General features: G+C 71.0%; 24 protein-coding genes and 1 riboswitch. Of the genes, 4 read left to right on the top strand and 20 right to left on the bottom strand.

Going from position 1 to position 24,234, the window contains the following annotated elements:
* Positions 1–88 precede the first annotated feature (88 nt).
* A riboswitch (glycine riboswitch) is annotated at positions 89–188 on the bottom strand.
* 87 nt (positions 189–275) lie between these two features.
* The 3 genes from IE069_RS03845 to IE069_RS03835 are packed head-to-tail and all read right to left on the bottom strand — an operon-like array spanning position 276 to position 3,002.
* On the bottom strand, positions 276–1,472 hold the full coding sequence (locus tag IE069_RS03845) for an amidohydrolase (protein WP_189348986.1): 1,197 nt from the start codon (positions 1,470–1,472) through the stop codon (positions 276–278).
* A gap of 22 nt (positions 1,473–1,494) precedes the next feature.
* Complete coding sequence (locus IE069_RS03840; protein WP_189348807.1) at positions 1,495–2,223, bottom strand: hypothetical protein; 729 nt, start codon at positions 2,221–2,223, stop codon at positions 1,495–1,497.
* Positions 2,224–2,249: 26 nt separating this feature from the next.
* On the bottom strand, positions 2,250–3,002 hold the full coding sequence (locus tag IE069_RS03835) for a DUF5058 family protein (protein ID WP_189348806.1): 753 nt from the start codon (positions 3,000–3,002) through the stop codon (positions 2,250–2,252).
* A gap of 127 nt (positions 3,003–3,129) precedes the next feature.
* On the opposite strand from IE069_RS03835, the gene IE069_RS03830 reads away from it, so the two are divergent.
* On the top strand, positions 3,130–4,164 hold the full coding sequence (locus tag IE069_RS03830) for an Lrp/AsnC family transcriptional regulator (protein ID WP_189348805.1): 1,035 nt from the start codon (positions 3,130–3,132) through the stop codon (positions 4,162–4,164).
* Here the strand turns inward: IE069_RS03830 and IE069_RS03825 are convergent.
* The 5 genes from IE069_RS03825 to IE069_RS03805 form a co-directional block, all read right to left on the bottom strand.
* Positions 4,161–4,790, bottom strand: a complete 630-nt coding sequence (locus tag IE069_RS03825; protein WP_189348804.1) for a trimeric intracellular cation channel family protein — start codon at positions 4,788–4,790, stop codon at positions 4,161–4,163. The genes IE069_RS03830 and IE069_RS03825 overlap by 4 nt on opposite strands.
* Before the next feature lie 49 nt (positions 4,791–4,839).
* Complete coding sequence (locus IE069_RS03820; protein WP_189348803.1) at positions 4,840–5,730, bottom strand: CPBP family intramembrane glutamic endopeptidase; 891 nt, start codon at positions 5,728–5,730, stop codon at positions 4,840–4,842.
* A gap of 111 nt (positions 5,731–5,841) precedes the next feature.
* A complete protein-coding gene (locus IE069_RS03815) occupies positions 5,842–6,612 on the bottom strand; it encodes an SGNH/GDSL hydrolase family protein (RefSeq protein ID WP_189348802.1) in 771 nt (256 codons plus the stop codon).
* 90 nt (positions 6,613–6,702) lie between these two features.
* Entirely contained in the window at positions 6,703–7,911 is a 1,209-nt protein-coding gene (locus tag IE069_RS03810; RefSeq protein WP_189348801.1) for a serine hydrolase domain-containing protein, read from the bottom strand.
* Between the two features lie 84 nt (positions 7,912–7,995).
* Positions 7,996–8,934 carry an RNase H family protein gene (locus IE069_RS03805; protein ID WP_189348800.1) on the bottom strand — a complete coding sequence of 313 codons (939 nt, stop codon included), beginning with the start codon at positions 8,932–8,934 and terminating at the stop codon, positions 7,996–7,998.
* A gap of 213 nt (positions 8,935–9,147) precedes the next feature.
* On the opposite strand from IE069_RS03805, the gene IE069_RS03800 reads away from it, so the two are divergent.
* Complete coding sequence (locus IE069_RS03800; RefSeq protein ID WP_189348799.1) at positions 9,148–10,686, top strand: alanine/glycine:cation symporter family protein; 1,539 nt, start codon at positions 9,148–9,150, stop codon at positions 10,684–10,686.
* Between the two features lie 203 nt (positions 10,687–10,889).
* On the opposite strand, the gene IE069_RS03795 is transcribed toward IE069_RS03800, so the two are convergent.
* From IE069_RS03795 to IE069_RS03770, 6 genes are all read right to left on the bottom strand, one after another.
* Positions 10,890–12,017: a glutathione S-transferase family protein gene (locus IE069_RS03795; protein WP_189348798.1), complete on the bottom strand. Its 1,128-nt coding sequence runs from the start codon at positions 12,015–12,017 to the stop codon at positions 10,890–10,892.
* Entirely contained in the window at positions 12,014–12,583 is a 570-nt protein-coding gene (locus IE069_RS03790; RefSeq protein WP_189348797.1) for an NADPH-dependent FMN reductase, read from the bottom strand. The genes IE069_RS03795 and IE069_RS03790 overlap by 4 nt, the downstream gene beginning before the upstream one ends.
* An 83-nt stretch (positions 12,584–12,666) precedes the next feature.
* Positions 12,667–13,017, bottom strand: a complete 351-nt coding sequence (locus tag IE069_RS03785) for a GNAT family N-acetyltransferase (protein ID WP_189348796.1) — start codon at positions 13,015–13,017, stop codon at positions 12,667–12,669.
* 16 nt (positions 13,018–13,033) lie between these two features.
* A complete protein-coding gene (locus IE069_RS03780) occupies positions 13,034–14,047 on the bottom strand; it encodes a pirin family protein (protein ID WP_189348795.1) in 1,014 nt (337 codons plus the stop codon).
* Between the two features lie 100 nt (positions 14,048–14,147).
* Positions 14,148–14,615: a carboxymuconolactone decarboxylase family protein gene (locus IE069_RS03775; RefSeq protein ID WP_229790927.1), complete on the bottom strand. Its 468-nt coding sequence runs from the start codon at positions 14,613–14,615 to the stop codon at positions 14,148–14,150.
* Positions 14,612–15,097, bottom strand: coding sequence for a hypothetical protein (locus IE069_RS03770; RefSeq protein ID WP_189348793.1), 486 nt, complete (start codon positions 15,095–15,097; stop codon positions 14,612–14,614). Before IE069_RS03770 ends, IE069_RS03775 begins: the two co-directional genes overlap by 4 nt.
* A 108-nt stretch (positions 15,098–15,205) precedes the next feature.
* Here IE069_RS03770 and IE069_RS03765 point away from each other — a divergent pair, with 108 nt between their 5' ends.
* On the top strand, positions 15,206–16,579 hold the full coding sequence (locus IE069_RS03765) for a glucose-6-phosphate dehydrogenase (protein WP_189348792.1): 1,374 nt from the start codon (positions 15,206–15,208) through the stop codon (positions 16,577–16,579).
* A 10-nt stretch (positions 16,580–16,589) separates the two neighbouring features.
* On the opposite strand, the gene IE069_RS03760 is transcribed toward IE069_RS03765, so the two are convergent.
* From IE069_RS03760 to IE069_RS03740, 5 genes are read right to left on the bottom strand one after another with little or no spacing between them, the layout of a single operon-like run.
* The gene (locus tag IE069_RS03760; protein WP_189348791.1) at positions 16,590–17,072 is read right to left on the bottom strand and encodes a DinB family protein; all 483 of its coding nucleotides are present in this window, start codon (positions 17,070–17,072) and stop codon (positions 16,590–16,592) included.
* A gap of 2 nt (positions 17,073–17,074) precedes the next feature.
* Complete coding sequence (locus IE069_RS03755; protein ID WP_229790926.1) at positions 17,075–17,869, bottom strand: ArsR/SmtB family transcription factor; 795 nt, start codon at positions 17,867–17,869, stop codon at positions 17,075–17,077.
* Positions 17,870–17,924: 55 nt separating this feature from the next.
* Positions 17,925–19,865 (bottom strand): ATP-binding cassette domain-containing protein, encoded by a 1,941-nt coding sequence (locus tag IE069_RS03750; protein ID WP_189348790.1) that lies wholly within the window; start codon positions 19,863–19,865, stop codon positions 17,925–17,927.
* Position 19,866: 1 nt separating this feature from the next.
* On the bottom strand, positions 19,867–20,964 hold the full coding sequence (locus IE069_RS03745) for a FecCD family ABC transporter permease (RefSeq protein ID WP_189348789.1): 1,098 nt from the start codon (positions 20,962–20,964) through the stop codon (positions 19,867–19,869).
* Positions 20,965–22,044, bottom strand: coding sequence for a FecCD family ABC transporter permease (locus IE069_RS03740; protein WP_189348788.1), 1,080 nt, complete (start codon positions 22,042–22,044; stop codon positions 20,965–20,967).
* 89 nt (positions 22,045–22,133) lie between these two features.
* Here IE069_RS03740 and IE069_RS03735 point away from each other — a divergent pair, with 89 nt between their 5' ends.
* Entirely contained in the window at positions 22,134–22,991 is an 858-nt protein-coding gene (locus IE069_RS03735) for an MBL fold metallo-hydrolase (protein WP_189348787.1), read from the top strand.
* A gap of 18 nt (positions 22,992–23,009) precedes the next feature.
* On the opposite strand, the gene IE069_RS03730 is transcribed toward IE069_RS03735, so the two are convergent.
* Positions 23,010–24,047 (bottom strand): iron-siderophore ABC transporter substrate-binding protein, encoded by a 1,038-nt coding sequence (locus IE069_RS03730; RefSeq protein WP_189348786.1) that lies wholly within the window; start codon positions 24,045–24,047, stop codon positions 23,010–23,012.
* Positions 24,048–24,234 lie beyond the last annotated feature (187 nt).

The following is a 24,234-nucleotide window of genomic DNA, read 5'->3' as shown; positions in this document are numbered from 1 at the left end:
CGCGGGCCGCACGGCCCGCTTGCACCTTCGGTGAGTGGCACCGCCGGCCGCGCTGGGCGCGGCAGGGTCCACTGCTTTCCAGAGTCGCCTCTCCGCGGCGGTACGGGGGCCTGAGAGATTCCCGGGGAGGAAATTGCTCCTACGGCGCCCGACCGTGGCTTCGGCCGGGGCTCTCCCGCCGCATGTCGAAAGCGTGCGCACGGCGGCGTGAACCGCCGAGCACAATCCCAGTGTAGTTGGCCGCGGAGACGCGGCCAACACCACCGGGTTGTCCATCACACGCCGGCGCCTCCCAGCGCGCCGGCGATCGCCGCCGTCGCGGCGCGGACGGCGGTGGTCAGCGTGGGTTCCATGACCGGGGCGAACTCCGGCGAGTGGTTCACGGGAACGGTGTCGGCCTCGAGCTGCTCGGCGGTGTAGCCGCCGAAGAACCAGTACACGGACGGCACGTCGATCGCCGTCGCGAGCGCCCCGAAGTCCTCGGAGCCCATGAGCGGGCGGACCTCCGTGACGGCGTCGGCGCCGAGCTCCGCCGCGACGTCGGCCATCCGCGCGTCCGTGGCCTCCGGGTCGTTGAAGTTCCGCGGGAAGCGGTACAGCTCCTCGATCACCGGCTCGGGCGCGCCGGAGACGGAGGCCTCGGCCGTGATGATGCGGCGCACGGCGGCCAGGACGCGCTCGCGTACGGCGTCGTCGAGGGTCCGGATGTTCAGGGTGAACTCCGCGCTGGCGGGGATGATGTTCTCCTTCAGCCCGGCGTGGAACGTCCCGACGGTGACGACGGCGGCTTCGCGGGCGTCGATCTCCCGGGAGACCACCGTCTGGAGCCGGGTGACGATGTGCGCGCCGAGCACGATCGGGTCGATCGCGTCCTGCGGCTGCGACCCGTGCGACTGCCGGCCGTGCAGCGTGACCTTCCACGAGTCGGCATAGCTCATCGCGCTGCCACGGGGGTACTGGACCGTCCCGGCGAGCCCGGGCATGACGTGCTGGCCGAGCACCACGGCCGGGCGCGGGGCGCGGTCCCAGAGGCCGTCGTCGACCATGGCGCGGGCGCCGGCGCCGGTCTCCTCGCCGGGCTGGAAGATCAGCACGAGCGTCCCCGTCCAGGCATCGGGGGCGGAAACGAAGACCTCGGTCGCGGCGAGCAGGCTCGCGACGTGGGTGTCGTGCCCGCAGCCGTGCATGACCGGGACCTCGGTCCCGTCCTCGAGCCGGCCGGTGGCCTCGCTCGCGTACTCGAACCCGGTGTCCTCGGCGATGGGCAGGCCGTCGCTGTCGGCCCGGAAGGCGACCACGGGGCCGTCGCCGTTGCGGACGACGCCCACGACGCCGGTCCCGCCGCAGCGGAAGTGCTCCACGCCGAGGGCGGAGAGGCGCTCCTCGATGAACTCCGCGGTACGAAACTCCTGCATGGACAACTCCGGGTTGCGGTGCAGGTGGCGGTAGACGTCGTGCATGCGCTCGCGCATGCCGTCGGTGAGGACGAGGTCGTTATTCGGCAAGGGTGTTCTCCTTCTTCTCTGCGCGGCGGTCGCGGGCGAACCAGGCGACGACCGCCGTCGTGATGACGACGATGCCGGTGGCCGCGAGCCACAGGGACGGGACTGCGGGGACCAGCACGAGCTGGACGATCAGGGCGATGGCGACGGCGATGACCACCGGGCGGACCTGCTTGACGGTCATGACGGCCTGGACGAACACTGCGCCGAAGATCGCCGGCGAGATGTAGGTCCGCACGACCTCCATCATCTCGGGCGGGACGACCGTGATCAGCCACGTGCCGAGGATGCCGACGAAGACCAGCAGCGAGGTCAGGTGGATGGTCGCCGCGCCGCAGATGGCCATGACGGCGGCGAGGCTGCCCTTGGGGGTGCCGCCCTTGACGCCCAGGTTGGCCTGGGCGACCAGCGCCGACGGGAGCAGCTTGTTGGAGATGTTGCCGATCATGAAGGCCTGGTACATTGCGGCCGGGCCCAGGATCGGGAAGTAGGTGACCGGTTCGACGAGCCAGATCACGAAGAACGTGCTGGCGACGACCGCGAAGCCGGTGAAGAGGAGCGAGGGTTCGATGTCGAGGCCGCTGAAGAAGCCGAGGTAGACGGATCCCGAGAGGGAGACGACCAGCCCGATCAGCATCGTGAGGCGGCCCCAGCGGCTGGTCGTCCGGTCGAAGGCTGCCATGCCGGTGGCCACGGCGGCCGGCGGAGTCTGCGTGCTCATCTTGTTGTTCCTTTCGACGCGTGCGTTCAGGCCGCCGGGCCGAGGCCCGCGGTGTGGGAGAAGTAGGCCGCAGCGAGGGCGATGATGATGGAGAGGCCGAGCCCCCACTCGCGCAGCCACGGCATCTTCGCCTTGGCCGCGACGAGTCCGAAGAGGGCCATGCTGGCGGCGGCGGCCACGAGGGTCACGAGGTGCGCGTCGGACTTGGGGACCTCGCCGATGCCGAGGGACGCGAACGCGGCGATCAGGGCCGCGCCCGGGACGACGGTCAGCACGGCCGGGTTGACCTTCTCCATCCTGTCCTCGCCGCGCTTGAGCAGCGGAGTCATGATGAGCGTCGCCACCATCCACATGGCGCCGCCCAGGCTCATCGAGAAGAAGGCGACGGCGAAGACCGACTGCGTGTAGTCGTCCCCGCCGAGGGTGGCGCCGGCAGCGCCCGCCGCGATGTTGGCCGCTCCGGTCTCGAAGGCGGCGGACCCGATCAACCCGATGCGGACCAGCGTCGCCGGCGTGCCGAAGACCGCCAGCAGGGCGACGGCCACAATGACGACGGCGAGGGACGGTCCGATCGCGGCCACGGCGCCGGAGCGGTAGGCGGAGAAGAGCTGCGAACCGCTCAGACCGACGCTCGGGGCGGCCTTGCGGGCAGCCCGGATGTAGATGACGGACTGCACGATGATCACCACGAAGACGCCGAGCGCACAGGCCCACAGGAACGGATGGTTGGCCGCGGCGAGGACGTCGGTCGACTGCCCGTCGAGTGATGGCGATTGCATGGGTACCTCCGTAGGGGACGACGAGCCGTTCGAACTCGCCGGAGAGCTGCTATCGATTGTGGTGTGATGCCCGTCACCAGCGTAGAATCGCAGTAAATTTACACTGATCCCCACATTTGGACAGGAAATGAACACTTATCTTCAGAATCTGCTGGCTGAGGAGGATCTGCGGCTCATCAACGCGCTGCAGATCCACCCGCGGCAGACCTGGACGGTGCTCGGCGACGTGCTCGGGCAGCACCCCACGTCCCTCGCCAAGCGCTGGAACCGGCTTGTCGAGCGCGGCCTCGCCTGGATCTCCTGCCACCCGATCGGGGACCCGAACCAGATGTCGCTCGCCTTCCTCGACGTCCAGTGCGAGCCGCGCACGCGCAGCCGGGTGGTGCGCGAGCTGGTGGCGATGACCGACGTGTTCAGCATCGAGGAGTGCTCGCGGGCGCGCGATCTGATGCTCACCGTCGTCACCCCGTACCCGACCTGGATGACGGAGTCCGTCTACCCGCAGCTCGACGCGGTCGAGGGCATCACCCGCTACGAGACCTCGTTCTGCACCAAGCTGCACCGCGGCGCGTACGACTGGCGGATCAACGCGCTCTCCAAGCGGGAGGAGGCGTCGCTGCAGCGCGCCGCGCCGGGGTCGCCGCCCGCCCGCGGACCGCTCCCCAGCCACTACGCCGAGATCGCCGCCCTGCTGAACGCGAACGGGCGCGCCACCGCCGCGGACGTCGCCGGGGCCACCGGCCTGCACCCGGCCACGGCGCGCCGCCAGCTGCAGCGCGTCCTCGATTCGCGCACGCTGGCCTTCCGCTGCGAGGTCGCCCACCGCGCGGCGGGATTCCCGGTCGTCTGCCAGTGGTTCGGACGCCTCCCGGCCACCCTGCACGACGACGCGGCGCGCGCCCTGGCGCGCCTGGGCACCCTGCGCATCTGCGCCTCCATCACCGGAACGGCCAACTTCATGTTCATGATGTGGCTGCGCTCGGCCGCCGACGTCATGGAGGTCGAGAGCTACGTCGGCAGGCACCTGCCGGAACTCGACCTCGTCGAGAGCGCCGTCATCACGAACATCCCCAAACGCGTGGGCTGGGAGCTCGACCCCCACGGCTTCGCGACCGGTCGGACCGTCGGTCCCGGCGACGTCTGGTCGCGGCTCACGCCCTAGCGCGAATCGTCGTTCCGGATGGTTCCCCCGCCGGCCAGCGGCACGTGCCATTCGAGCCGGATGGAGAGCACCCGCAGGACGAAGACGAACACGGCGATCAGGCAGCCGGCCACGACGCCGAACCAGCCGAGCTCGAGCGTCAGAACGGTCAGGGACGAACCCAGCATGGCCGGGATCGCGTAGACGCCGCGCGGATTGAAGACCTGCGGCACCTCGTTGGCGACGACGTCGCGCATGACGCCGCCGCCGACGGCGGTGGTCAAGCCCAGCAGCGCGGCCGACACCGCGTGGAGACCGGCCTGGTGCGCCGTGATCGTGCCGACGATGCAGAACAGGGCCAGCCCGGCGGCGTCGAACAGCAGGAGGGGCCGGCGCACCCGCGTCTCGCGGACGAGGCGGGTCGCCACGAGCATCGTCGCCAGCAGGGGCGGGACGAGGTAGACGGGCTGGAGGAACGCGTTGGGCACCTGGCCGATGATGACGTCGCGGCTGACACCGCCGCCGAGGCCGACGAGCGAGGCGAGCAGCAGCGAGCCCACGACGTCGAACTTCTTGCGCGCCGCCAGCAGGGAGCCGGAGACGGCGAAGAAGAACGTGCCGAGGAGGTCGAGAATGAGCATGGACATCGGCTCAAGATCCTAGCCGCCTGCCGCGCGGCCGCGCCACGCGGGGACCTCAGCTGGTCGCCCTGTTGCGCGCCCGCCGGGCCGCGAGGGAGCCGACCAGCACGGCGGCGGCGCCCCACACCGCCCAGCTGACGGCGTTGTACCCCCAGTACGCGCCGGCGGGCAGCGCGGCGGCATCCGTCATGAGGTTCGAGTAGGCGAAGACCAGCACCGTGTTGAGCATCGCGTGGCCGGCGACCGCCGGCCAGACCGAGCGGGTCAGGTAGCGCACGCCCGCGAGGACGAGCGCCGCCAGGAAGAGGTTGACCGTCGTGGCGGCGACCTCGCGCCAGGAGGAGACGCCGCCGACCGCGTAGGCGGCGGTCAGCGGCAGGTGCCAGAGGGCCCAGAACGCGCCGATCGCGGCTGCCGAGCGCCAGAAGCCCCAGGGGGCGAGCGTCGAGGCGAGGTAGCCGCGCCACGCGAACTCCTCGCCGAGGGTCAAGAGCATGGTCGCTGCGATCAGCGGCAGGACCCACACGGCCAGCCCGCTGGCCTCCGGGGACGGGGAGAACTCGACGAACCCGAAGGCGGCCGCCAGGCCGATGACGGCGGCGGGGACCGCCAGCATGAGGACGAGGAGGGCGGCGATCCCGCCGACGATCCGCTTGAACGGGGCGCCGCGCAGCCCGGCCCAGGTCAGCAGCGGCACGGGCCGGCCGAACGCGAAGTGCAGGATCACCACCGCGACCGCGGGTGCCCACATCACCACCGGGGTCAGCACTTCCAGATAGGCCGAGCCGGCCCCGGCGAGCGCCGGCGCGCAGAGGGCGCCGACGAGCGCCAGCATCAGGACCGCGAAGACGATGAGGAATCGCGGAGCCCAGGCAGGAAGACGCCGGCCGGGCTCGAAGGACAGCCGGGGCGCGGAGGGCGGTGCGGTCAGCGGTGGGGTGCTCATGGCTCTCATGCTTCTCCGCCGCCCCGCCGCGGCCAAGGCCTTTCCGCGGATCTCAGGGCGAACCCCAACTGATTTCGGGCACTCCCCCGAGGCGCGGCCGGGGGTTCTCCCCTAGTCCGGGGACACCTGCACGTAGTCGGGGTATCTGGGCTCCATGTGGTCGCCGGAGCTCTTGCCGGTCAGGCGGCGCTGGACCCACGGCAGCAGGTGCGTCCTGGCCCATTGGGCGTTCTGCTTGATGTGGTCGACGCGGCCGCGCGAGGCCGGGGTGTGCAGCTCGGGCACCTCGATCGTGTGGTCGCGGCGCAGCAGGTCGAGGATCCGCGTGGCCATGAGGCGGTGGCCGTAGGTGTTCATGTGCAGCCGGTCCTCGTCCCAGTAGCCGTAGTTCTGGAATTCGCGCCACCGCCAGTAGTCGGCGATCACGATTCCGTGCCGGTCGGCGATTTCCCGGAGGCGCTCGTTGAAGAGGGCCACGCGGCCGAGGGTCGGGCTGAAGATCGGCGAGGTGGAGACGTCGAACCCGGTGAAGACGACGACGTCCGCGCCGGTCGTCTTGAGCTGCTGGAGGGCGCCGTCGAGCTGGGCGGCGATGCCCTCGACGTCGACGCGGGGGCGGAGGATGTCGTTCCCGCCGGCGGAGATGGTCACGAGCGTCGGCTTCAGCGCGATCGCCTGCGGCACCTGCTCGGCGACGATCTGCGGCAGTTTCTTGCCGCGGATGGCCAGGTTGGCGTAGCCCCAGGCCGGATCGGCGGCGATGAGCTGCTCCGCGACGCGGTCGGCCCAGCCGCGCACCCCGTTCGGGCGGTCCGGCGCCGGGTCCCCGACGCCCTCGCTGAACGAATCCCCTATGGCCACGTACCGTTTCTCGAAATCCACGTGGTTCACCCTAGACCACCTCGCGCCGATCCTCACGCGATATCGAAACTCTTGGCTGCAATCCGGCCGGCATCAGTGGGATTCGGCCCGCTACCCGCCGGCGAGCGCCTGCAGGACGGCCTGCCGAACGCGGACGCTCAGCTGCCCGTTGCGGGAGAGGGTGCCGCCGTCCTCGCCGCGGGCCGGAACGTACCCGAACGCGATGCCGTAGGACGGGTCTGCGTACCCGAAGGAGCCGTTGGCGCCCTCGTGGCCGAACACGCGCCAGGAGCCGAAGTCCTTCTCGGGCGTCGGCTTCATGAAGACCACGCCGAACGCCTTGACGAGGCCGTCGGCCCGGTCCGGCCCGAACACCTGGTCCTCGGCCATGATGGTCTGCGTGTGCTCCGTCAGCAGCGGTTCGCTGCGCGTCCCGTCCTCCCCCACGATGCCGGTGCTCGCCGCCGCGTACAGCCTCGCCAGTCCGCGGGCGTTGGCGACGCCGCCGGCCGAGGACATGCCGGCCGCGCGGATCGCGCGGTCGTTCGGCAGGTCGAGCAGCTCGCCGGGCTCGCCGTCCTCCCGGGTGAATCCGCCGGTCGAGTTGAAGGCCGTGCCGAGGTACCCGAAGGGGTCGATGAAGGGCAGCGGCCCGGCCTCGGGTTTGAGCACGTCCCGGTAGCGGGGCTCCTCCGACTCGGGCAGGCCCAGGTAGAAGTCGATGCCGTGCGGGGCGCGGATGCGCTCCTCGTAGACCTCCTGCAGGGTGCTCCCCGTGATGCGGCGGACGAGCTCCTCCATGAGGATGCCGATGCTCAGCCCGTGGTAGGAGAAGACGGCCCCGGGGCGCCAGTTGGGCGGCGCGGCCGCGAGTCTGGCGGCGGCGAGCTGGGAGTTGTTGTACTCCTCGACGGTGAATCCGCCGGCGACGCCGAGGGAACCGGCCTGGTGGCTGAGGGCCTGGCGGACCGTCGTCGCCTCCTTGCCGGCCTGCCCGTACTCGGGCCAGTAGGCCGCGACGGGCGCGTCCAGGTCCAAGACGCCGTCCTGGACGAGCAGCGCCATGACCACGCCGGCCGCCCCCTTGCTGCAGGAGAAGACGCCTGTCATGACCTCCCGCGTGAAGGCCGGGTCCTCCGCTCCGCCGTCCCCGCCCGGCTCGGGCCGGGCCTGCGGGGCCCGGTCCGGGCCGACGGAGAGGTCGAGCACGGGCTCGCCCCGGTAGTAGAGGGCCAGCTGCCCGGCGTAGGCCGGGTCCTCCTGGGCGAAGCGCTCGAACAGCTCGGCGACGGGGGCGAAGCGGGGGTCGGTCGGCGTCACGGGTTCTCCTTGCAGAAGCGTGGTGGACGGGTCGGTCGGCGTCACGGATCCCCCTTCCGGAGGCGTCGGCGGCGGGCGGTGGCTCTAGCGTTCGGGCGTCGACTGGCGGAAGCGCAGGCGCCAGCGCCCCTCCGCCTGCACCCAGAGGGAGCCGACGACGCTCGCGTACCCGGTGCCGGAGAGCCGGTAGGTGATCATCACGGCGTCATCGACGGCGGCCGCGTCGAGCAGCTCGAAGGTTCCGGCCGGCGCGGAGGCGGTCTCTTCGAGCACCGAGATCGCGGTGTCGCGGTCGTGCACGTGACCGCGGGAGCCGATCTGCCGGAAATCGGCGTGCAGGAGGTAGGACACGGCCGATGCGTCGGCGCGAACCTCGGGCTCGAGCAGCTCGCGCTCGAGCGTGACGACGGCGTCCAGCTTCGCCTCGCCCGTACCGGATTCCTGGACGTCCTCGAACGAGGTGAAGAGATCGGGCTCGGCGGGTGCGGGTCCGGCGGGCGACGCCGGCGCGGGGGCCGGTGCCGTCGTCGTGCTCGCGGCGGCCACGGGGGCCGGACCGCCGGCCAGACCGGGACCCGCCTCCGGGGCGAGGCCGCGCTGGTGGGCGGTGGCGGCCGCGCGGGCGCGGTCGTCGGCGGCCTCGTTCAAGTCGTGCCCGGCGTGGCCCTTGACCCACTCGAACTCGTAGGTGCGCCCGATGAGGGCCGCATCGATCTGCTTGAGCAGCTCGACGTTGAGGACCGGCTTGCCGTCCTTCTTCTTCCAGCCCTTCTTCTTCCAGCCGGGCATCCACTTGGTGACCGAGTTGATGACGTACTGCGAGTCGCAGAGGATGTGCAGCGGCTCGTCGGGGCGGTGGGCGGTGCAGTGGAGGAGATCCAGGACGGCCATCAGCTCGCCCATGTTGTTGGTCCCGTGGTCCCAGCCGCCGGCGCGCCAGTTCGCGTCGTCGATGTACCAGGCCCACCCGGCCGGACCCGGGTTGCCGAGCGCGGATCCGTCTGCTGCAGCGGTGATCGTCATGGCGTCAATCCTGCCATGTCGGCCCCGCAGAACGAGTGGCCGGCCGGTTCACCGCCGGCGGCCGGGAGGGATCCCGGTGCGGTGGGCGACTGGACGCCTCCATGGAAAATGTGAGAAGCTTCACAGGTTTTGCTGTGGTGTGCAACATAGATGACATCAAAGACGTGCATCATGGGACGCATCACTCGGCCCTTCATGGAGGAACCTCACACAATGAGCGAAGTCTTATCCGAAATCAACAAGGTCATCTGGAGCGACTGGCTGGTCTACCTCTGCCTCGCTACCGGTGTCTACTTCTCCGTACGTTCCCGCTTCCTACAGGTGCGGCACGTCAAGGGGATGCTCGAGCAGCTGGTCCGCGGCGAGCGTTCGCCGTCCGGTGTCTCGTCGTTCCAAGCCCTGGCCATGTCCCTGTCCGGACGCGTCGGCACCGGTAACATCGCCGGCGTCGCCACCGCCATCGCCTTCGGCGGCCCCGGCGCCCTGTTCTGGATGTGGATGGTCGCCTTCCTCGGCGCCTCCACCTCCTTCATCGAGTCGACCCTGGGCCAGATCTACAAGACCCGCGACCCGCTGACCGGCGAGTACCGCGGCGGCCCGGCCTACTACCTCTCCCGCGCGCTCGCCCACACCAAGGGCGCCGGCTTCTTCAAGGTCTACGGCTACGTTTTCGCCGCCGTGACCGTGCTCGCCTGCGGCCTGCTGCTGCCGGGCGTGCAGGCCAACTCGATGGCCACCGCCATCGACGGCGCCTGGGCGGTCCCGTCGTGGACCGTCGCCGTCGGCGCGGTCATCGTGCTCGCGTTCGTGATCATCGGCGGCGTCAAGCGCATCGCCAACTTCGCGGCCTTCGTCGTGCCGTTCATGGCGGTCGCGTACATCATCCTGGCCCTGGTCGTCGTGTTCGTGAACGCGGCCGAGCTGCCGAACATGATCGCCATGGTCTTCCGCAGCGCGTTCGGCATGGACTCCGCGTTCGGCGCGGTCGTCGGCCTGGCCGTGATGTGGGGCGTCAAGCGCGGCGTCTACTCGAACGAGGCCGGCCAGGGCACGGGCCCGCACGCCGCCGCGGCGGCCGAGGTCTCGCACCCGGCCAAGCAGGGACTGGTGCAGTCCTTCGCCGTCTACATCGACACCCTGTTCGTCTGCTCGGCCACGGGCTTCCTGATCCTCTCGACGGGCGCCTACCGCGTCTTCGAGGGCGGCGACGCGGACAGCCCGGTGCTCGCCGAGGGCGGCCTGCTCTCGACGTCCGCCGTCGCGGGCCCGCAGTTCGTGCAGGCCGGCTTCGACAGCGTCTTCGCCGGCTTCGGCGCCTCGTTCATCGCCGTCACGCTGATGTTCTTCTGCCTCACGACGATCATCGCGTACTACTACATGGCGGAGACCAACCTCCGCTTCCTCGTGGGGAAGTCGTCCAAGACGGTCATCCCGGGGGTCAAGGCCTCCGTCGGCCGCGTGACCACGATGGCCCTGCAGGTCGCCATCCTGATCGCCGTCGCCTTCGGCTGCGTCAACACGGCCTCGGACGCGTGGGCGATGGGCGACATCGGCGTGGGCCTCATGGCCTGGCTGAACATCATCGGCATCCTGATCCTGCAGCAGCCGGCGTTCAAGGCGCTGAAGGACTTCGAGGCGCAGAAGAAGCTGGGCCTGGACCCGGTCTTCGACCCGAAGGCCTTGAGCATCACGGGCGCCACGTTCTGGGAGACCTACAAGGTGGACCGCGACAAGGAACCGGCCAAGCTGTAGGCCCGTCCCGCGCGCCCCGCTCATCACGGGGCGCGCGGGCATCACTCGCACACGCGAGAAGCCAGCGGTCCGGCGTCGTACCGATCAGGTACGACGCCGGCACGCCGGCTTTTGCGCGTCAGCCACCGGGGCGAGCCCGGTCGCCGTCAGTTCCGCCTAGTACTGCGCGAAAACACTAGTTGAAACTGGCGGCGGTGACGCTGTTAGGCGGGGTAGAGCGGGTTGCAGCCGGCGGCGACGCGCTCGTCCTCGCGGACGGGACCCGGCGCGGTGCCGTCGCCGAACGGGGTGCCGCCGAGCGTCTCGCGGCCGTGCTCGGTCAGCCAGCCGGACAGCTCCGGGCCCTTGGGGACGATCCCGGTCGGGTTGATGTCCTCGTGCACCTCGTAGTAGTGCCGCTTGATCTGCTCGAAGTCCACGGTGTCGCCGAATCCGGGCGTCTGGAACAGGTCGCGGGCGTACCCCCAGAGCGCCGGCATCTGCTCGAGCTTGTTCCGGTTGCACTTGAAGTGGCCGTGGTAGACCGGGTCGAAGCGCACGAGCGTGGTGAAGAGGCGGACGTCCGCCTCGGTGATGGTCTCCCCCATCAGGTAGCGTTGCGTGGACAGCCGCTCCTCGAGCCAGTCCATGGCCGTCCAGAGGCGGTCGTAGGCGTCGTCGTAGGCCTCCTGGCTGCCGGCGAACCCGCAGCGGTAGACGCCGTTGTTGACCTCGGTGAAGATGCGCTTGATGACCGGCAGCATCTCCTCCATCTTGTCCTGCGGCAGCAGGTCCGGGGCGCCCTCGCGGTGGAACCGCCTCCACTCGGTCGAGAAGTCCAGGGTCATCTGCGGGTAGTTGTTGGTGACCACGCCGCCGGAGTCGATATCCACGACGGCCGGGACGGTGATGCCGCGCGGGTAGTCCGGGAAGCGGGCGAAGTAGTTCTCCTGCAGCCGCTCGGTCCCGAGCACCGGGTCCCGCCCGCCCTCGTCCAGGTCGAACGTCCAGGAGCGGACGTCGTGGGTCGGGCCGGGCGTGCCCATCGAGATCGCGTCCTCGAGGCCGAGCAGGCGGCGGACGATGATCGCCCGGTTGGCCCACGGGCACGCGCGCGCCGCGACGAGCCGGTACCGCCCGGGCTCGGCCGGCCAGGCCTGCGCCCCCTCGGTCAGCCCGCCCCCGGGCTGACCGATCGTGCTGGACTCGGCGGTCGGCAGGGCCGAGACCGCGCCGACGTCGGCGACGATGCGGTCCTCGATGTAGTTGGTGTCGCGGGTGAACTCGCCACCGGTGACGTACGCTCCCCGGGTGGAGAAGTCGGCGCCGGTCGCGTTCTGGTTCTCTGTCATGGTCTCGCCTGCTTTCGTACTGTTTCGAGGGCTCTGGTCCATGCGACGACCTGTTCGAGCATCTTGGACAGGGCGTCCGCCGCCCGCTCCGACGGGGTGAAGACCCCGTCCGTGAAATCGGTCCCCAGTGCGAACATGACGGTCCTCTGGACGTGGGCGATGCCGACGGCGGAGAGGAGGCCGCGCAGGACCTCGGTCGAGCGCGCTCCCTTGACCCCGCCGTAGGAGACGATGCCGGCGGCCTTGTCCGCCCACTCGTAGTACAGGTAGTCGACGGCGTTGGTCAGGGCCGGCGACAGCGAGTGGTTGTACTCCGGCGTGACGAACACGAAGCCGTCGAAGGCGGCGATCTTCGCCGACCAGACCTTGGTGTGCTCGTTCTGGTACTTCCGGGCGGAGGCCGGATAGGGCTCGTCGAGCAGCGGGAGGGAGTAGTCGGCGATGTCGACGAGCTCGAACTCGACGTCGGGCACAGCCCGCTCGGCCTCGGCCAGCGCCCACTCGGCCACCTGGGGATTCAGGCGGCCGGGGCGCGTGGACCCGGTCAGGATGGCGATCCTGGTCATGCGAATCTCCTCGATCGAAACAGAATCCGTTCGCGGATCAATTTACATGTTTTTGCATCTACAGGCAGCCGGGGCCGCTGCGCCTACTTCAGCGCATCGAGGTGGGCCGGCTTCACGGAGACGACGTGCTCGCCGAATTCGTCCTTGTGCCGCGTCACGTACTTCTTGATGTAGGGGCAGACGGGGACGATCTTCAGGCCCGCCTCCACGGTCGCATCCAGCGCGAACTTCGCTAGCATGCCGGCCAGCCCGCGCCCGCCGTAGGACTCGTCGACCACCGTGTGGTAGAAGATCCGCTCGTCCTCGCCGTGTCCCACGTAGTAGGTCTCGCCGACGACCGGGCGCCCCTCGGCCCCGGTGTCCACGAGCTCGTAGCGGTGCTTCTCGGTGTTGTTCTGCGCCAGGATGGCGGCGTTCTCATCATGCTCGGTCATGTTGTCCTCTCGGGGGTTACTGTTCACGGGAGCGCAGGCGCGCGTTGGGCAGGACGGGTGCGGGCAGCGCGTCCGGCTCGCCCTCGGGGAAGGTGCCGAACCGCGGGTAGGGGGCGCCGTCGTCGTACGATCCGCCCGCGGGGGCGGGCGCCGGCTCGGCGCCGATCTCCGCCTGCCAGGCCGCACGGTAGGCGATGACCTCCTCGTGCTCGCGGCCGACGAAGTTCCACCACATGATGATCTTCTCCTCGAACGGGGTGCCGCCGATGACCAGCGCGCGCACGCTCTCCGCGCCCGCGCTCAGCACGAGCCCGTCGCGTCCGGTGGGCAGATACGCCAGGTGGTCCTTCGGCAGCTCCGTGTCGTCGAGCGACAGGTCGCCCGCGTCGAGCAGGATCCCGTACTCGAACGAGGGGTCCAGGTCCAGGACGATCTCCTGCCCCGCCTCGATCAGGATCTCGGCGCCGAGCGTGGGGTGGTGCGTGGTGACCGGGGACGTGCTGCCGGCCAGCGAGCCGAGGAAGACGCGCAGCTCGGTGCCCTCGCCGGTGACGGGCTCGGGCTCGTAGTGCTCGAAGGTCGGCTCCATCTGGCGGGCAGCATCCGGCAGCGCGAGCCACAGCTGGGCCCCGTGCAGCGTGTCCGTCTCCGGGGTCGAGAACTCCGAGTGGCTGATGCCGCGGCCGGCAGTCATCAGGTTGACCTCCCCCGGCTTCACGACCGCCTGGTACCCGGCCGAATCCTTGTGCTCGATCGCGCCGGTGAACAGCCAGCTGACCGTCTGCAGGCCGGTGTGCGGGTGGCGGGGGACGTTCATGCCGCCGGACGCCGACACGCGGTCCGGGCCGTAGTGGTCCAGGAAGCACCACGCGCCGATCAGGCTGCGGTTCCGCTGCGGCAGGGTCCGGCGCACGTTCATGTGCCGGGGGCCGCCGAGCGGAACCTCGCGGGGTTCCAGGAAGATCACGCCGTCGCACGAGTCGCCGGCTTCGCACATCACGGCGTCGGGGGCCGTCTGGAGGTCGCTCATGGTGCCAGCCTAACCGGCACCGGCGGCGCCGTCAGCAGACAGCGCGGTCCGAGCACGCCGCGCGGATGCCGGGCTCCCCGCGTGCGGCGGGCGCCGGCGCCTACTCGGGCCGGACCGGGTGGCCGCTGAGGATCGAGATGCGGTTGAACGCGTTCATGGCCAGCGCGAGCCATTCGACGGCGGCGAAGGCCTGGTCGCCGAGGACGCCGCGGGCCGCGGCCAGGTCGGCGTGGGACTCCTCGGACAGCGGCAGCCGCGTCGCCGCCTCGGCAACCGCCAGGGCGGCGTGCTCCGTGGCGTCGAACAGGCCGTCGCCGGGGTCGGTCTCGCGCCAGGCGGCCAGCACGCCGAGCCGCCGGCTCGTCTCGCCGGCCTTGAGCGCGCGCTTGGTGTGCAGGTCGAGGCAGTACGCGCAGCCGTTGATCTGCGAGACGCGCAGGTTCACGAGCTCCATGCAGCGCTTGGAGATGCCGGCCGCCGCCACGGTCCGCGCGACCTCCTCGCCGAGGGCGGAGATGGCCTTCCAGCTGGCGGGGTCGGCCTTGTCGAGGAACAGGTGCCGGCTCACGATTCCACTCCCTGCTGCTTGGCCTCCGGGCGGCGGCCGAACCATTCCAGCAGCCAGGCCGCGAGGACGTGGATCGTCGCCGGCAGCGTCATCGCGTACGCCACCCAGCCCCAGGTCTGGCCGTCGGGCCACATCATCGGCGCCCCGGTGACGATCGTTCCCGCGGAGAACTGCAGCAGCCACATGACGAATCCGAGCGCGTAGGCGACGGCCGTCGTCGTCAGCACGGTGAGCAGCCGGCGCTTGCGCGAGGTCCGCAGCTCCTCCGCCCGCTTCAGCAGCAGCGGCCGCGACGCGATGAGCAGCACGAGGTGGGCCACATAGTAGCCCGCGGACAGGAACAGGGTCAGGACGACGAGCGACCCGGTGGTCGTCGCGCCGACGAGAAGCGCGCCGGCCAGGCTCGCGGCGAGGGCCCACCACTGGCGGGCGACGAACTTCTTCAGCGGCACGTCTGGCGCCGGCAGGAGGGACGGGAGCATGCTGAAACTTTACCCGCTGGGCGCCCGCGGAACGGAAGCGGCGTCGTCGTGCGCCCGATTCCCGGCGTGGCGGTGACCGCTGGCGGGCCGGCGTGCAAAAGTAGGCGTATGACAGGTACCACCTTGCTGATCCTGGGCGCCTCCGGCGACCTGACCTCGCGCCTGCTCCTGCCCGGGCTGGCCACCCTGCTGACCGTCGAAGGCGAGCGCAGCGTCACGGTCGTGGGCTCAGACCTGCCCGAGATGACCGCGGACGCGTGGGAGGCCCGCGTGACGTCGTCGTTCGAAGCGGCGAAGGCCGCGGAAGCCCTGCCCCGCGTGCTCGACGACACCCGCTACGTCGCCGGCGACGCGACGGACCGGGACACGCTGGCCGGCCTGATCGGCTCCCTCGACGTCGACGCCGACAACCCGCTGGTCGTCTACTTCGCCCTGCCGCCGCAGGTCAGCGCCAAGGTCTGCACGACGCTGGCGGGCATCGACCTGCCGGCCAACACGACGCTCGCCCTCGAGAAGCCGTTCGGCTACGACGCGCAGTCCGCCAAGGAGCTCAACGAGCTGCTCGCGCAGTCCGTGCCGGAGGACCGGGTGTTCCGGATCGACCACTTCCTGGGCCTCTACACCGTGCTGAACCTGCTGGGGCTGCGGTTCGCCAACCGGCTGCTCGAGCCCGTGTGGAACCGCGATTCGATCGAGAAGGTGGAGATCTTCTACGACGAGACCGTCACCCTCGAGGGGCGTGCCGGCTACTTCGACCGGGCGGGCGCCCTGCGCGACATGATCCAGTCGCACCTCCTGCAGGTCATGGCCGTCGTGGCGATGGACCCGCCCGCGAGCGTCGGCCAGCGGGACCTGCGCGACGCGATCGGCCAGATCCTGCGCGCGGCCACGGTCGTGGACCCGGTCGCGTGCTCCCGCCGCGCCCGCTACACCGCCGGCTCCATCGGCGACCGCCGGGTCCCCGACTACGCGGCCGAGGAGGGCGTCGACCCGGACCTCGGCACCGAGACGCTGGCGGAGGTCGAGGTGGAGATCGCCAACCACCGGTGGGCCGGCGTCCCGTTCATCCTGCGCAGCGGCAAGTCCTTCGGCCGGGTGCGCAAGCAGGTCGTCGTCCACTTCAAGCCGCCGGCGCACGTGCCCGACGGCCTGCTGGGACGCGACACCCCGGACACGCTGACGATCGACCTGCGCCCCGACACCTTCACGCTCTCGCTGACGACCAACGGCGCCGGCGACGCCTTCACGCTGGGCCGGACCGACCTCGTCGGCGAGCTCGGGGGCAGCCAGCTGGAGCCCTACGGCGAGGTCCTCTCCTCGATGCTGGACTGCAACCCGCGGCTGGCCGTGCGCGGCGACGCGGCCGAGGAATGCTGGCGCATCGTCGAGCCCGTCCTCGACGCGTGGGAGCGCGACGACGTCGAGCTGGAGACCTACCCGGCCGGTTCGCAGGGGCCGGACAACTGGTCCAGCACGCGCTGACCGGCGGGCCTCAAGCCCCCGCGGCCTCCAGCTGCTCGCCGTGGCGCGGCAGGTGGTCGGCGGCCAGCCCGCCCACGATCTCCTCGAGCGTCAGCGTCGCGTCCAGCACGACGTCGTCGCCCGAGACGAGCAGGGCGGGCACCTTCCGCGCCAGTTCCGGATCGGACAGCACCGATCCCACGAGCAGGCCCAGGGCCGCACCCTGGCTGCGGATGCGCTCGATGAGGCCCGCGGCCCCGCCGGCCGCGGCGATGGTCGCCCCGATCGTCGACGCGTCCAGCGAGACCCGGTTGTCGTAGACGGCCCGCCCGCCGGCGGCGATCCGCGCGGCGGCCTCCAGGGTCGCCGCGTCCACGAGTGCGACGTGGGCCAGGACCTGCTCGGCGCTCCACCCGCCGTCGTCACCCGGGCGGGAGACGTCCCGCTCGGCGACGACGCGCTCCGCCGTCGCGAGGAACGCGTCGTAGGCGCGCTCCAGCGTCTGCGTCTCCACGCTCACGCCACCTCCCACGGCTGCTGCGGGAGGACCTTGCCGGTCTCCAGCAGCGACTTGAGGTTCGCGAGGACAGCGGGCCAGCCCTTGGCGATCCCGTTGTACATGTCGCGGTTCGGCAGCTTCTCGTGCGTGACGGTCAGCCTCACGATGTCCTCGTGCGGCTCGATGAGGAACGTGACCACCGAGGCCTCGCGCTTCTCGACCTCGTCGAGGCTGTCCTCGAAGGTGATCACGAGCCGGTGCGGCCGCGCGTTCTCGAGGACGCGCCCGACGACGTCCACGGTCCCGGGTTCCCCGGCGCGGCGGTGCTCCCAGATGGAGCCCTCCTGCCAGTCGGAGACGTTCGCGTGCCCCCAGTACTGCTCGGTGAGGTCGTCGTCGGTCAGCGCCTTCCAGACGTCCTCGGCGCTGGCGGCGATGTAGGTGACGTACACGTAGTTCGGAACGGTTTCTTCGGTGCTCATGGCGTTCTCCTCCGCGGTGTTCCTGATGGCACGCAGGGCATCCAGCCGGGGGCGGTCGAATCCGGAGATCCACCGCTCGTCGATCTCGTGGATCGGGGCCGGGTTGAGGTAGTGGAGTCGTTCCCGTCCGTGCCGGACGACGGTCACGAGGTCGGCGCCGATCAGGATGTCCAGATGCCGGGTCACCGATTGGCGTCGCATGTCCAGGCGGTCGCCCAGCGCGCTGAGCGTCTGCCCGTTCTGCTCCCGCAGTCGATCGAGGAGACGACGGCGCGTGGGATCGGCCAGCGCCTTGAACGCCGCGTCCATCCGGTCCGTGTCCCCGCTCACACACCCAATATGCAGTCGATTGCCTGCATATGTCAATGGTTCCGACCGGCCGCGGCTACATCTCCGACTTGCCGCGGCGCCAGTAGCCCATGAAGGAGACCTGCTTGCGGTTCATGCCGGCATCGCGGACCAGGTACCGGCGCAGCTCCTTGATGGTCCCGGCCTCGCCCGCCAGCCACGCGTAGAACGGCTGGTTGCCGCCGCCGGCCGTCTCCCACAGGATGGTCTCGTCGACGTCGATGTCCTCCGGCTCCCGGCCGGCGACGACTGCGCCGGCCGCCGGGATCGCGACCGCGGAGCGCACCGCGTTGTCCAGCATCTCGCCGTGCGGGTTGGAGCCGCGCGGCAGCCACTGCACGGAGACGCCCGAGCGCGTGAAGGACCCCTGGATGTCGTCGACGGTCGGGACCTCGATGAACGCGTTGCCGGTCATGCCCGGCGGCAGCGTCTCCAGGATCGAGCAGATCGCGGGGGCGGCGGTCTCGTCGCCCGCGAGCAGGATGCGCCGCGCGGAGCCGGGCCGGAACTCGATGCCCGCGTAGTCGGGCCCGCAGCGGTTCGCGTTCGGGCCGAGCATCGTGATCGTGTCCCCGGGCTCAGCCGTCGCCGCCCACACCGACGCCGGCCCGCCGACGAGCCTTCCGTCCTCCCGCTTGACGTGCAGGACGAAGTCGACGTCGATCTCCGCGTGCCCGCCCATGTTTCCGGGGTGCCCGGCCGGGCGGAAGGACCGGATCGAGTAGGTCCGCAGCCACCCGCGCTCGGCCGGGTCGATCTGCAGCCAGTTGCGGTACCAGCCGGTCACGTCGGCGTCGGCGATCCGGCCGTCAGGGCGCAGCGCCGCGAAGTGGTCGACTCCCCCGCCCTCCCCCGGGATGACGAGCTTGATGCGCAGGTCCAGCGGGTGCCCGCCGGTGCCGAAGTGCGCCAGGTCCTCGCCCGTGAACGTCACGCGGCGGTAGCTCGGGCTGAGGGTCGTCGCGGCCACGGCGGTGAGGGTGTAGGCGAGCGTGGGGCACGCCTCGAGGGCCGGACGCAGTCCGGCGCCCTCGGCAGGTACGACGCCGTCGCCCCCCGACTGCCGGTCGTCGCCGTCCGCCGGGCGGACCCCCTCCCCGGCGGCCGCCGCCGCGGGGACCGGCGGCAGCGTCCCCGTCGGGCGGCCGGCGGCGGCGCGGGCCGCGTTCTCGTCGTGGTTGATGTCGCGCACCACGCGGTTGCGGCCGATCGGCAGCACGAGCGGCGTGCCGGCCACCGGGTCCGGGATGACGCGGGACGGCATGCCGAACACGTCGTGGACCATCGTCTCCGTCACGACGGCGGCCGGGTGGCCCTGCGCGTAGATCTCGCCGTCCTTGAGGGCGACCAGGTGGTCGGCGTAGCGGGCGGCGAGGTTCAGGTCGTGCAGGACGATCGCCACCGTGGTGTTGCGGCGGCGGTTGAGGTCGGCGACGACGTCGAGGACCTCGAGCTGGTGGGCGACGTCGAGGTAGGTGGTCGGCTCGTCGAGCAGCAGCAGGTCCGTCTCCTGGGCGAGCGCCATGGCGATCCAGACGCGCTGGCGCTGGCCGCCGGAGAGCTCGTCGATCGGCCGGTCGGAGAGCTCCTCGGTGCCGGTGGCGTGCATGGCGCGCGCGACGGCGTCGTCATCCTCGGAGGACCACCGGCGGAACCAGCCCTGGTGCGGGTAGCGGCCGCGGCCGACCAGCTCGCGCACCGTGATGCCGTCGGGCGCGATCGGCGTCTGCGGCAGCAGGCCGAGGACCTTGGCGATCTCGCGCGCGGGCTGGGCGTGGATGTCCTTGCCGTCGAGGACGACGGACCCGCCGGACGGCTTGAGCAGCCGGGACATCCCGCGCAGGAGGGTCGACTTGCCGCAGCCGTTGGCGCCGACGATCATCGTCACCTCGCCGGCCGGCAGCTCCAGTGACAGGTCGGCGACGATGGTGGACTTGTCGTATCCCAGGCTCAGCGACCGGGCAGTAAGTTGGGCCATGTCAGCCTCCCATTCCTTGTTTGTTGGAGCGCACCAGCAGCCAGAGGAGGAACGGGGCGCCGAGGGCGCCCGTGATCACTCCCGCCGGGAGACTGATGTCGCCGAAGAGGTTGGCTCCGGCGAAGTCGGCGGCCAGCACGAGGGCCGCGCCGACGAACGCCGAGCACGCGAAGTTGGTGCGGCCGGCCAGCAGGCGGGCCAGGGGCCCGGCCAGGAACGCGACGAACGCGATCGGGCCGGTCACCGCGATGGTGCAGGCGCTCAGCGCGACGCCCAGGACGACGAGCGCGGCGCGGGTGCGGCGCACGTCGAGCCCGAGCCCGCTGGCCGCGTCGTCGCCGAGCTCGAGGATCTTCAGTTTGGACACGGCCAGGGCGGTCAGCGGCACGAGCACCACCAGGCTGAGCAGGATCGTCCCGGCCCGCTCCCACGTGCTCGAGGACAGGGATCCGACGAGCCAGTGCAGCGCGTCGCCGGCGGCGCGGACGTCCGTGCGGGTCAGCAGGTAGTTCAAGACGGCCTGCAGCATGGCGGCGACGCCGATGCCGATCAGGATGAACCTGCCGCCCGTGTGCTTGCCGGAGTCCGCCATGAAGTACACGAAGAGCGCGACCACGAGGCCGCCGGCGAACGCGACAGCGCTCAGCAGCGGCCCGGCCAGCCCGAACGCGAGCATGCCGGTCACCGCGGCCGTCGCCGCGCCGTAGCCGACGCCGATGACGTCCGGACTGGCCAGCGGGTTGCGCAACAGGGTCTGGAAGACCGTGCCGGACAGGCCCAGCGCCGCGCCGGCCATCGCGCCGACTGATGCGGCGGGCAGCCGGTGCTCCAGCACGATGAAGCTGAGCCCGGGAACCGTCTCGCCCGCGAGGATCTGCGCCAGCTGATCGAGGTAGACCACCGGGCTGCCGAGGACCACCCGGGCGATAAAGAGCACGACGACGGCGCCCGCGAGGACAGCTCCCACGCGGCGCACGCGGCGCCCGGTGCCGCGGGCGGCGCTCGAATCGGCGCCGATGCTGGCGCTGAGCGCGGCCTCCCGGGAGGCGTTCGCGTCCGCGGGGGCCGTGGCCGGGGCGGTGTCGGCACGTTTGAGCATCTAGAGGGTCACCTGCTTCCGGGTCCGGATCAGCCAGATGAACACGGGCGCGCCGATCACGGCCGTCATGACGCCGACCTGCACCTCGCTCGGGGGCAGGATGATGCGGCCCAGGACGTCGGCCCCGAGCAGCAGCACCGGCCCGGCGAGCACGCTCAGCGGCATGAGGCTCCGGTAGTCGGCCCCGGTGAGCAGCCGGATCGCGTGCGGGATGACGAGGCCCAGGAACGCGATGGGACCGGCCAGCGCGGTGCCCCCGCCGGCGAGCAGGACGACGCCGAGGCCCGCCGTGATCCGGCCGCGCCCGACGCGCACGCCGAGTCCGGTGGCGGCGTCGTCGCCGAGGGCCAGCGCGTTGAAGAGGCGCGTCGACGCGAACACGAGCAGTGCCCCGGCGGCGAAGAACGGCAGCAGCGTCGCCACGTCGGAGAGGCTGCGGGCGCCGAGGACGCCGACCTGCCAGAACCGGAACCCGTCAAGGGCGGCCTGGTCCATGAGCAGGATCGCGTGCATGACGGACATCAGCCCGGCGGCCAGCGCGGCACCGGCAAGCGCGAGCTTGACCGGCGTCGCGCCCTCGCGGCCGAGACTCGCGACGAGGTAGATCACGACCGCCGAGAAGGCCGCCCCGGCGAACGCGAACCAGATGTAGCCGGTGACGGTTCCGATGCCGAAGAGGTGGATGCCGAGGACGACGGCGAGCGCGGCGCCCGCGTTGAGGCCGAGGATGCCGGGGTCCGCGAGCGGGTTCCGCGTGATGCCCTGCATGGCGGCCCCGGCGAGGGCGAGTGCGGCGCCGACGACGATGCCGGTCACCGTCCGGGGGATGCGCGTGTGGATGACGACGTGATCGGTGTTCGCGGGATCGAAGTCCACCAGCGCGTCCCAAACGACGGGCAGGCTGGTCGCCCGCGCGCCGACGGCCAGGGACAGCCCGGCCAGGACGACGACGCCCGCGGCCAGCACGAGTCCCACGACCACGGCGCGGCTGACGTCGACCCGCTTCGGCGGCGCGGTCCGCCCCGAGGCGGGCACGGCCGGCCGCGGCCCCGCGTCACGGGAGCGAAGCGTCTCGGTCATGCGCTCAACCTCTCCGACGTCCGGCGATCGGAGCCGGAGGTGCGACGCGCACCTGTCGGCGCCGTCGTCGTTCTCTCTAGACTGGTCATATGGTCGACTCTCCTCAGCCAACGCCCTTGTCCGCGTACGCCTCGATGCTGCTGGCGCCGAACCCGTCGCCGATGACGCTCGACGGCACGCAATCCTACGCCGTGCGGTTCCCGGGCCACGAGTCGGTCGTCATCGTCGATCCGGGACCCGCCGACGACCCGCACCTGGAGGCGCTGGCCGCGCTCGGCAACGTCGCGCTGATCCTGATCACGCACCGCCACGCCGACCACACCGCCGGCATCGACCGGCTGCACGAGCTGACCGGGGCCCCCGTGCGCGCCGCCGCGGCAGAGTTCTGCCGGCCCGCCGCCGCCGGGCCCCCGGCCCACGACACCGCCGTCGGCTTCGGCGACCCGCTGCGCCACGGCGAGCTGATCACGGAGGCCGGCGTGGACATCAAGGTCCTGGCGACGCCCGGGCACACCTCCGACTCGATGAGCTTCTTCCTGCCCGAGGACGGAACCCACGGCGCGATGATCACCGGCGACACGATCCTGGGCCGGGGCACCACCATCCTGGACTTCCCGGACGGGACCCTCGGCGACTACCTCGAAACCCTCGACCTGCTCGCCGGCTTCGGCGATGCGACGGTCCTGCCCGCCCACGGCGGGACCCTCCCGAGCCTCGCGTCGATCGCCCGGGCGTACCGGACGCACCGCGAGGAGCGGCTCGCCCAGGTGCGCGCCGCCGTCGCGCAGGTGGAGTCCTCCCGTGCGAACGCCGGGAGCCCCGCAGCGGCGACCGTGGCCGAGGTGGCCGACGTCGTCTATGCGGACGTCGACCCCTCGGTCCGGTCGGCTGCGGAGCACTCCGTGGCCGCCCAGCTGGCGTACCTGCGCGGCGGGGATCACCGGTAGTCGTTCATTCGGGCGCCGTTATTCCTTGACGGACTCGACGGTCTCGACGATCTCCGGGACGTAGTTCTCCAGCGCCCACGGCAGGCTCAGCGCACTGGCGGCGGAGATGGAGAGCGTGGTGTGGTCGTCGTTGGTGGTGAACAGGCCGCCGTCGGCGACGGCCGGGATCTGCTTGAAGAGGTCGTTGCCCTCGATGTCGGCGTTGTCGCTGCCGGCCGGGATCCACGTGTAGATCACGTCGGAGTCGAGCTCGTCGCCGCGCTCGGAGGACCAGTCGAAGTAGAACTCGCCCTCCGGGGCGTTCTCCGCGACAACGGGAGCCTCGGTCATGCCGAGGGCCTTGAAGAAGCGCGGGCGTGTGTCGTCGCCCGTGTAGAGGCTGATGACGTTCTGCGCCGTGTCCAGGTTGGAGGCGATGAAGGTCGTCTCCGTCAGCGCCGGGTGCTCCTCGGAGACGGCGGCGATCTGCGCTTCGACGTCCTCGATGACCGCGGCGGCCTCGTCCTGCTTGCCCAGGGCCTTGCCGGTGGCCTCGGTGACCGACTGCCAGGAGGCGAGGTAGTTCTCCTTCTGCGGGCCGACGACGGGCGCGATCTTGGAGAGCTTGTCGTAGTCCTCCTGCGTCAGGCCCGAGTAGCCGGCCAGGATGACGTCCGGCTGCAGCTCGGCGATGGCCTCGAAGTTCACGCCGTCGGCCTCGCTGTAGAGCTCCGGCCCGTCCTCGGAGCCGATCGGGGCCCCGAGCTCCTCGAGCTTCGCGTCGTTCCAGTCGGTCGAGCCGTTCTCGTTCATACCCCAGGTGACCTCGGGCATCCCGACGGGTACGACGCCGAGGGCGAGCGCGGTGTCGGCATTGACCCACGACAACGTGACGACGCGTTCCGGCTCGGCCGGGATCTCGGTCTCGCCGTAGATGCTCTCGACGGACACGGGGAAGCCCCCGGAGGCGGCGTCCGAGGAATCTGAGGAGGCCGTCGACGCACCCGAGCAGGCGGAGGCGGCGAGGACGGTGGCAGCTGCTGCAGCGAGCAGGCCGGCGCGGCGGGTGAAGGCCATGGGAAGTCCTTGGGGTCTGTAGTGATTGCGGGTGGGCCACGAGGGCCGTCGAAGTAAGGCTAGCCTCAGTGAGCCGCATTACGCAAAACAAACGTAGCCGAATTACCGGGGTCGGGGCGCGTGACGTCCTTCGGATTTGAACTAAGGCAACCCTTCCTATAGCTTCATCTTCGAGCACACATTTTCG

It is taken from the genome of Zhihengliuella salsuginis (assembly GCF_014651715.1).
GTDB lineage: Bacteria > Actinomycetota > Actinomycetes > Actinomycetales > Micrococcaceae > Zhihengliuella > Zhihengliuella salsuginis.
The sequence above is the reverse complement of the archived record's forward strand: the minus strand, read 5'-3'. Positions and strand labels throughout refer to the sequence as shown.